This is a genomic window from Mesorhizobium sp. L48C026A00, from assembly GCF_000502375.1.
GTDB classification, from domain to species: domain Bacteria; phylum Pseudomonadota; class Alphaproteobacteria; order Rhizobiales; family Rhizobiaceae; genus Mesorhizobium; species Mesorhizobium muleiense.
Window position 1 is genome coordinate 134,984 of record NZ_AYWU01000016.1, and the last position, 8,184, is coordinate 143,167.

Below are 8,184 nucleotides of genomic sequence, written 5' to 3' on the forward strand. Positions count from 1 at the left end.
GGAGCGGCGCGTTTCGATCATGACCTTGAAACAAGCCGCCGTCAGGCGGCTTTGTTCATTGAGAGGACCCCCTGGCGGCAATACCAGGAGGATTCCCTGTATGGCACTTCCCGATTTATCAACCGGTCATTCCGAACCACGTTCGGCGGCTTTGAAGGCGCTCATTGAGCGCGGCTATGTAAATCAAGGGACCGACCTGCCGGGTGTCGATGCCGCCTTTGAAGCAGGCATCGTACCCGCTTACGCTGNGCGGCTTTGTTCATTGAGAGGACCCCCTGGCGGCAATACCAGGAGGATTCCCTATGGCACTTCCCGATTTATCAACCGGTCATTCCGAACCATGTTCGGCGGCTTTGAAGACGCTCATTGAGCGCGGCTATGTAAATCAAGGGACCGACCTGCCGGGTGTCGATGCCGCCTTTGAAGCAGGCGTCGTACCCGCTTACGCTGGTTTTGATGCGACGGCTGACAGTCTTCATGTCGGCCATCTTCTTCTGATCATGGCGCTTCGTCATCTTCAGCAGACTGGCCATAAACCCATCGTTCTCATTGGGGGTGGGACCACCCGCATCGGCGATCCCAGCTTCCGTTCGGAGGCGCGGCCGATGCTGACGGACGAGCGGATCGCCGCCAACATTGAAGGGATCAGAAAGGTGTTTGACCGTCTCCTTGTCTTCGGAGACGGCCCGACGGATGCCGTGATGGNCAGCAGACTGGCCATAAACCCATCGTTCTCATTGGGGGTGGGACCCCCCGCATCGGCGATCCCAGCTTCCGTTCGGAGGCGCGGCCGATGCTGACGGACGAGCGGATCGCCGCCAACATTGAAGGGATCAGAAAGGTCTTTGACCGTCTCCTTGTCTTCGGAGACGGCCCGACGGATGCCGTGATGGTGAACAATGCCGACTGGCTGGACAGCATTCGTTGGATCGACATGCTGAGAGACGTCGGCAGGCATTTCTCCGTCAATCGGATGCTCTCTTTCGACAGTGTGAAGTCGCGGCTGGAAAAGCAGGAGAATCTGAGCTTCTTAGAATTCAACTACATGATCCTCCAAGCGTTCGACTTCCTTGAGCTATCCCGCCGGACCGGTTGCCGTTTGCAGATGGGTGGAGCCGACCAGTGGGGGAACATCATCAATGGCATCGACTTGATACGGCGGACGGATGGAAAGGAAGTCTTCGGAGTGACTACGCCGCTTCTGACGACTCCTTCAGGTGTCAAGATGGGTAAGACGGCTGCCGGAGCTGTGTGGCTCAACGAAGATCGCCTTTCGCCATACGATTNCAATGGCATCGACTTGATACGGCGGACGGATGGAAAGGAAGTCTTCGGAGTGACTACGCCGCTTCTGACGACTTCTTCAGGTGTCAAGATGGGTAAGACGGCTGCCGGAGCTGTGTGGCTCAACGAAGATCGCCTTTCGCCATACGATTACTGGCAATTCTGGCGTAACACGGAAGACGCTGATGTCGTTCGGTTCCTGAAGCTTTTCACCGATCTGCCGATGGACGAGATCGAGCGATTTGGACGGCTGAAGGAACCGAGCTAAACNACGGAAGACGCTGATGTCGTTCGGTTCCTGAAGCTTTTCACCGATCTGCCGATGGACGAGATCGAGCGATTTGGACAGGCTGAAGGAACCGAGCTAAACGTCGTCAAAGAACGTCTCGCCAACGAAGCTACGGCCCTGGCACACGGAACTAACGCCGCCAAACAGGCGGAGGCCACGGCTAGCCAAGCATTTGGGCAGGGCGAAGCCGCAGAGGGGCTACCGACGCTTCATCTAAATGACGCCGAGGGCTTGGCCGGAGTAGCCCTTGTGGATTTGCTGGTACGCGCCGGATTGACCTCCTCCAAAGGGGAAGCGCGAAGGGCGATCTCGGGACGAGGTGTGCGGATCAACGGCAACGTCGTCGAGGTTGNCGCCGGATTGACCTCCTCCAAAGGGGAAGCGCGAAGGGCGATCTCGGGACGAGGTGTGCGGATCAACGGCAACGTCGTCGAGGTTGGTACGATGATATCGTCCCAAGACCTCCCGATCCGGCTTTCGCTCGGCCGGAAGCGCCACACTGTTGTAAAGTAGGGTTTCAGCAAATGCTGTCGCAGAAATTCTGCCCGCTTAGCGGATATTGCAGACATTCGCGTCGAGTTCTTGAGGAATGTCGAGAGACATTCCTCAGGGGGTAGTTAGAGCCGGGCAAAGGCAGCAAACTGGCCAGGTGGGTGCTTGGCTACTATATCATTAACATGTAGGAGGTCGAGCAGTGAGCATTGTCACGCTTCCATGCGGCAATGGGCGGGCCGTTTCCTTTGATGTGATCGGCATTGGCGGCGACCGCATTTTCCTTGTCGACCTGCGCTGATGAATCGGACCATCAAGGACGCCACCGTCAAGCGCTTCCACTATGACGATCACGATCAACTGCGCCGGCATCTCGCCGACTTCATCTTAGCTTACAATTTCGCGCGCCGGCTTAAGACCCTCAAGGGCCTCACACCCTACGAGTTCATCTGCAAAATCTGTGCAAAAGAGCCCGAACGGTTCCGACTCGATCCCACCCATCAAATGCCGGGACTAAACACCTAGCCTCCACCTTCGTTGCTTCATTGCTAATGAGCTTAGCAGGTGTTCGATGGTAAGCTCGCTGGTTTCTGCGGGTATCGCCCCGAGCGGCTTGAACGCACACGCCACAGAGCAGAGATCGGTCCATTTTGTTACGAACGAACATCTTGCTTCCGGTAGAGCTTTCTCAACCAAGGTCCGAAAAGGGTCCAGCCTGTGTGGAAACGCGTTGATTTGGTAAAGTGATTCCCGATCAGCGAGGGGATTCGGGATGAAGCGGTTTGTCGAGGGCGAGGATCGCCGGCAAGCGACACTGCTCCCCGAGTGCCTGGACGATTACGTGACGCAGGACAATCCGGTCCGGGTCATCGAAGTCTTCATCGACGAACTCGACCTCGTCGCTGTGGGTTTTGCCGGGGTCGTGCCGGAAGCGACCGGGCGGCCTGCCTATCATCCCGCGACGCTGCTGAAGATCTATCTCTACGGCTATCTCAACCGCATCCAGTCGAGCCGCCGGCTCGAGCGGGAGACCCAGCGCAACATCGAGCTGATGTGGCTGACCGGCCGATTGATGCCGGACTTCAAGACGATCGCCGACTTCCGCCGCGACAATGGGCCGGCGATCCGCGCGGCCTGCGCCCAGTTCGTCGTGCTGTGTCGCCAGCTCAGTCTGTTCACCCGGGCTGTCGTGGCCATCGACGGGAGCAAGTTCAAAGCCGTCAACACCCGCGACAAGAACTTCACGGTGACCAAGGTCGCCAAGCGCATCGAGCAGGTCGAGGCCAGCATCGCGCGCTATCTGGCGGCGCTCGACCGTGCGGACCGGCAGGACGATGATGTCGCCGAGGCCAAGACGGTGCGCCTCAAGGAGAAGATCGAGGGCCTGCGGCGGCAGATGCAGTCCCTCAAGGAGATGGGCAAGCAGGTCGAGGCCGCGCCTGACAAACAGGTCTCCCTGACCGATCCCGACGCCCGGTCGATGGCGACCAGCGGCAAGGGCACCGGCACCGTCGGTTACAATGTCCAGATGGCCGTCGATGCCGAGCACCATCTGATCGTCGCGCACGAGGTCACCAATATTGGCAGCGACAGGGCGCAGCTGACCTCGATGGGGCAAAAGGCGCGGGATGCTACCGGATGCGAAGAGATCACGGTGCTGGCCGACCGTGGCTATTACAACGGCGACGAGGTGCTGGCCTGCGAGGGCAGCGGCGTTTTGCCCTGCATTCCCAAGACACAGACATCCGGCAACGCCAAGCGCGGCCTCTTCACCGTGGCCGACTTCATCTACGACGCCGAGAATGACCGCTACACCTGTCCGGCCGGCAAGCACCTGACCAGAGGAAAGGTGCGTTCGGACCGCCGGGACAATATCGATCACTATCGCAATCTCACGGCCTGTTCGTCCTGCGCGCTCAAACCCAGATGCACGCCCGACAAGCACAAGCGCTTGAAGCGCTGGGAACACGAAGGCGTCCTCGACAAGATGCAGGCCAGGCTCGATCGCATGCCGGACGCCATGACCATCCGCCGGCAGACGGTCGAGCACCCGTTCGGAACGCTCAAGGCGTGGATGGGCAGTGCCCATTTCCTGACCAGGACCCTCGAAAAGGTCAAAACCGAGATGAGCTTGCAGGTGCTCGCCTATAACATGAAGCGCATGATCAACATCTTCGGCGTCGCCCCGCTGATGAAGGCCATTGCCGCCTGATCACGCCCGCCTGCCAGCAGCCTCATCGCTGCCGCACTCAAAACAGCGGCCGTCATACGCAGTCTGTAATCGCGTTTTCACACGACCTCGGTCGCGAGCTGTCCGGTTCCCATCTGTCTCAGTAGGGTGGACAACCGACATGCAGCGGTTACCCGCCCATGCTCGTGTGTTGTTGGTTTGAAGGCTGAGGGTCTGTCACTATCCACTTTCCAATCATACGAATCGGATCACTGTCTTCGTGGTCGATATGGCAGGGCTGCTCGTGTCGTCCTGCACACTCGCGATCGTTCCCAACTTGTCCCGGGGAGCCCGTCTTTACGGGGTAATCGAAAACGTAGTGACAGATGCCAACCATCGCCGGACTGGGCTACTGGGCTGGGCCGCGCCGTCCTTCATGCCGCGCTCGACAAAGCATGGAACGCCGATTGCTACAAGGTTCTGTTGGCGACTGGATCTCGGAGGGAGTCCACTCTGCGCTTCTATGAAGGTGCAGGGTTCCAGCAAGGCGGAAAAATTTACTTCGAGATTCGCCGCTTGGAGGACGCTTTGGGTCGATTTTCCACCTTCCCTGACGGCCCGGAGGGGTGGGACTCGGCCGCTCGCGTCGTCCCGGCTGCCTAGCGTGGCGGATGAATTAACAGCCAGCGATTTGGCTCTTGCTCGACGAACTCTTTCTGGACGTGCCTGAGCACGTTCCGCTGCCCGGCAAACGGAACCATGTTACCGCTTGATCGAAGGGGACCCACTGAAATTCGTTGTGTTCGGCATTCAGTCGCACCGTCTCTGTCGACCCCGCGAAGCCCACGAAAACCGGCAGGAGGCTAATGGCGTCGCGGTCGGCTTCATAGAATTGCTCGCATATGTCGGCCGAATAGAGCCTCTGCAGCGTCAAGCCCGTTTCCTCCTTAGTCTCTCGCCAGGTCTTCCCTACGATCCGGTCATGGGTCTCGACCACGGCATCGGCGACCGCCGCCTCCCATTCCACGGCGCAAACGGCAAGGATCGCCCAGCGTCGATCCGAGCTGATATCGCGCAAGCCATCGGTGAAGTAGCGCTCACCCTGCCGACGCAGGCGAGCGATGCGGTGTTGCGGGATGCCGGCGAGCACTTGCGGATCAAGATCCAGGCCGCGCAGGAACTCCAGTCGGTCAAGCAGCCGGTTCGCCGCCGCGGAATTGTTGCCGACCTCGAACTTGCGAAGCCAGATGAAGCGGCTGATGTTACCGGCCAACATTTCGGTCAGAAGCCCATCCAACCGCTCGCGCGCACCAGCATCCANGTAGCGCTCACCCTGCCGACGCAGGCGAGCGATGCGGTGTTGCGGGATGCCGGCGAGCACTTGCGGATCAAGACCCACCGCGCAGGAACTCCAGTCGGTCAAGCAGCCGGTTCGCCGCCGCGGAATTGTTGCCGAGCTCGAACTTGCGAAGCAAGATGAAGCGGCTGATGTTACCGGCCAACATTTCGGTCAGAAGCCCATCCAACCGCTCGCGCGCACCAGCATCCAGCTTTTCCGCAATCCGCGTTTCGATCCGGCGCTCGGCGTCGACCAGGGCGTCCGCGCACAAGCGCTCGATTGTCGACACGGCTGGCAAGATAGTCAAAGTCTCCCTCCACCGCGCGACAAAACGCTGAGCAAGGTCCTCGTTCGATCTGGCATCTTCAGCCTGATCGAAAAGCCAATCCCGCAGATCACGGGTACCGCGCCGCTCGATCGTCTCATTAACCGCCTGAGGCGTCGGCCGGCGCAGCCGATGAGGGCGAGATGAGCGATCCCGCAATGGCATTTCCTCGGCGCGATACCGGTCGAGCCATTTGCGAACCGTCCGCGGGCAGACGCCTGCGGCTTTGGCGACGGCCTCAGGCGTCTGTCCGCTCTCGACCTGCATTACAATTCGCTCTCGACCGAGCGGCGTCAGACGGGTATTCTTATGGATGTTCATCCGCTCCCCCTGGAATCACTGAAGCTTCGACAACCTCAGCTTTCCCGGTTCGGACCGGATGGATAACCTTCTGAAAGCTCACAACTAGCTACCAATGCGATCAGCTTTCGGGCTATCGGGGCATCCAGGGAGGATGGGTATGTTCTTGGCTAACGGGCTCAAGCTGCGGGACCGCGGGTGCACCCTGGCACTGATTTTGGCGATCATATGTGTATGTGCGCCTGCACTGGCGGCAAACGCGTCGGATCAGGCGTGCCGGTCCATCGCCAAGCTCACAATTCCAAGCGTGATCTTTACCGAGGCTAGCCTTCAAAAGCCGCAGGANATCCCCGCAGATCCCTTCACTGCATTCACCGGCGCCTCGCCTCAGGCGGTAAAAGTGGGCGGGCACTGCCTTGTCCGAGGTGTTATCGGGAAACGCCAGGGGGTCGATGGTCAATCATATGGCACCCGGTTTGAGGTGCGTCTTCCGACGACCTGGAACGACATGTTCCTTTTCCAGGGCGGCGGCGCAGTTGATGGCTTCCTGGCGCCGGCCGTCGGGACCATTCCTTGCCGGAACTCGACCGCGGCTCCCGGGCTCTTGCGCGGCTACGCTGTTGTAAGCATGGATGGCGGGCACCCAAGCCCCGATCCGGCTTTCGGGGTCGATCAAGCCGCACGCATCGATTTTGCGTACGCCTCCATTGGCAAAGTCACTTCGGTCTCGAAGCAGGTGGTGGCCAAGTTCTATGGGGCGGCTCCGAAAAAGTCGGTGTTCATGGGATGCTCGAATGGCGGTCGTGAGGCGTTGATAGCGGCTCAGCGATATCCGCTCGAGTTCGACGGGATTGTTGCAGGTAGCCCGGGTTTTCGTCTCAGTGCGGCCAACATTGCCCAAGCCTGGGATACTCGCGAGTACATGAGCATCGCTCCCAAGGATGAGGCCGGCCATCCCATNGCCAACATTGCCCAAGCCTGGGATACTCGCGAGTACATGAGCATCGCTCCCAAGGATGAGGCCGGCCATCCCATTCTATCCCGCGCCTTCTCCCAGCAGGATCTGAACCTCGTCGCCAACGCGGTTCTCGCTGCCTGTGATGCCCGCGATGGCATTGAGGATGGCGTCATCAACGCCTGGCAGCAGTGCCGGTTCGACCCAAAGGTCCTGTCCTGCCAAGGCGATAAGACGGACAGCTGCCTCACGGCTGGTCAAGTGCAGGCCATCAGCCGCGCGTTCGCGGGTCCGGAAAGCTCCGATGGCGAAAAGCTTTACAGCGATTGGCCATATGATACGGGCGTTGCGGGCGCGGACTGGAGAATGTGGAAGCTGGGCAATTCCCCCACTTCCCAGTCGGATGCAAACAACATCGTTCTGGGAGCCCGCTCGCTTCAATACTACTTCATGACGCCCCCGGCGCCGAATTTTGCCCCCCTGAAATTCGACTTCGACAAGGATCCGGCACGCGTTGCGGATACGGCCAAGCTCAATGATGCGACCGGCACGTATCTCGCCAGCTTCGCTGCCCACGGTGGAAAGCTGCTCTTGTTTCAGGGACTTTCCGATCCGGTCTTCTCGGCCAACGATCTGGTGCGCTGGTACAAGCAAGTCGTCGAGGTCACAGGCGGCGGCGATTTGGAAGCGACTCGCCGTTTCGTGCGCATGTTCATAATCCCGGGGATGACCCACTGCGGCGATGGCCAAGCCTTCGACGACTTTGATCCTTTGGCCGCCATCGAGGGCTGGATAAACCAAGACAAGGCTCCGGACTCTCTCGCGGCTGGCAGCAAGGCATTCCCTGGCAAGCACCAGCCGATCTGCGCTTATCCCACTCAAGCTGCCTATGACGGTAAGGGAAATCCCGATGAGATCGCGAGCTATTCGTGTCGGGGATAAGAGACCTCGTCACTTGTTCGCTTCAATCTGCGCGCATTCCCGGAACAGGTCTCCCGGACCAAGGATCGGTTGGAAAAGCTAAACCCGG

Annotated in this window: 4 protein-coding genes and 4 pseudogenes; 6 read left to right on the plus strand and 2 right to left on the minus strand. The window is 59.6% G+C overall.

Annotation, left to right across the window (positions count from 1 at the left end; all coding sequences use genetic code 11):
• The first annotated feature begins 302 nt into the window (after positions 1 to 302).
• From X738_RS83000 to X738_RS66240, 5 genes and pseudogenes are all read left to right on the plus strand, one after another.
• Positions 303 to 800 carry a hypothetical protein gene (locus tag X738_RS83000; protein ID WP_084833800.1) on the plus strand — a complete coding sequence of 166 codons (498 nt, stop codon included), beginning with the start codon at positions 303 to 305 and terminating at the stop codon, positions 798 to 800.
• Positions 728 to 1,909: pseudogene (gene tyrS / locus X738_RS89135) on the plus strand (tyrosine--tRNA ligase); the annotation flags it as partial. The gene X738_RS83000 and the pseudogene tyrS, both read left to right, overlap by 73 nt.
• Complete coding sequence (locus X738_RS87295; protein ID WP_245277738.1) at positions 1,895 to 2,086, plus strand: S4 domain-containing protein; 192 nt, start codon at positions 1,895 to 1,897, stop codon at positions 2,084 to 2,086. The pseudogene tyrS and the gene X738_RS87295, both read left to right, overlap by 15 nt.
• Before the next feature lie 279 nt (positions 2,087 to 2,365).
• Positions 2,366 to 2,590: pseudogene (locus X738_RS66235) on the plus strand (IS3 family transposase); the annotation flags it as partial.
• Positions 2,591 to 2,837: 247 nt separating this feature from the next.
• Complete coding sequence (locus tag X738_RS66240; protein WP_023801025.1) at positions 2,838 to 4,277, plus strand: IS1182 family transposase; 1,440 nt, start codon at positions 2,838 to 2,840, stop codon at positions 4,275 to 4,277.
• Positions 4,278 to 5,181: 904 nt separating this feature from the next.
• On the opposite strand, the pseudogene X738_RS89750 reads toward X738_RS66240, so the two are convergent.
• A pseudogene (locus tag X738_RS89750) lies at positions 5,182 to 5,983 on the minus strand (hypothetical protein); the annotation flags it as partial.
• Positions 5,984 to 6,220, minus strand: a pseudogene (locus X738_RS87315) (leucine zipper domain-containing protein); the annotation flags it as partial.
• 139 nt (positions 6,221 to 6,359) lie between these two features.
• On the opposite strand from X738_RS87315, the gene X738_RS66255 reads away from it, so the two are divergent.
• On the plus strand, positions 6,360 to 8,096 hold the full coding sequence (locus tag X738_RS66255) for a tannase/feruloyl esterase family alpha/beta hydrolase (RefSeq protein WP_023801028.1): 1,737 nt from the start codon (positions 6,360 to 6,362) through the stop codon (positions 8,094 to 8,096).
• The last annotated feature ends 88 nt before the right edge of the window (positions 8,097 to 8,184 follow it).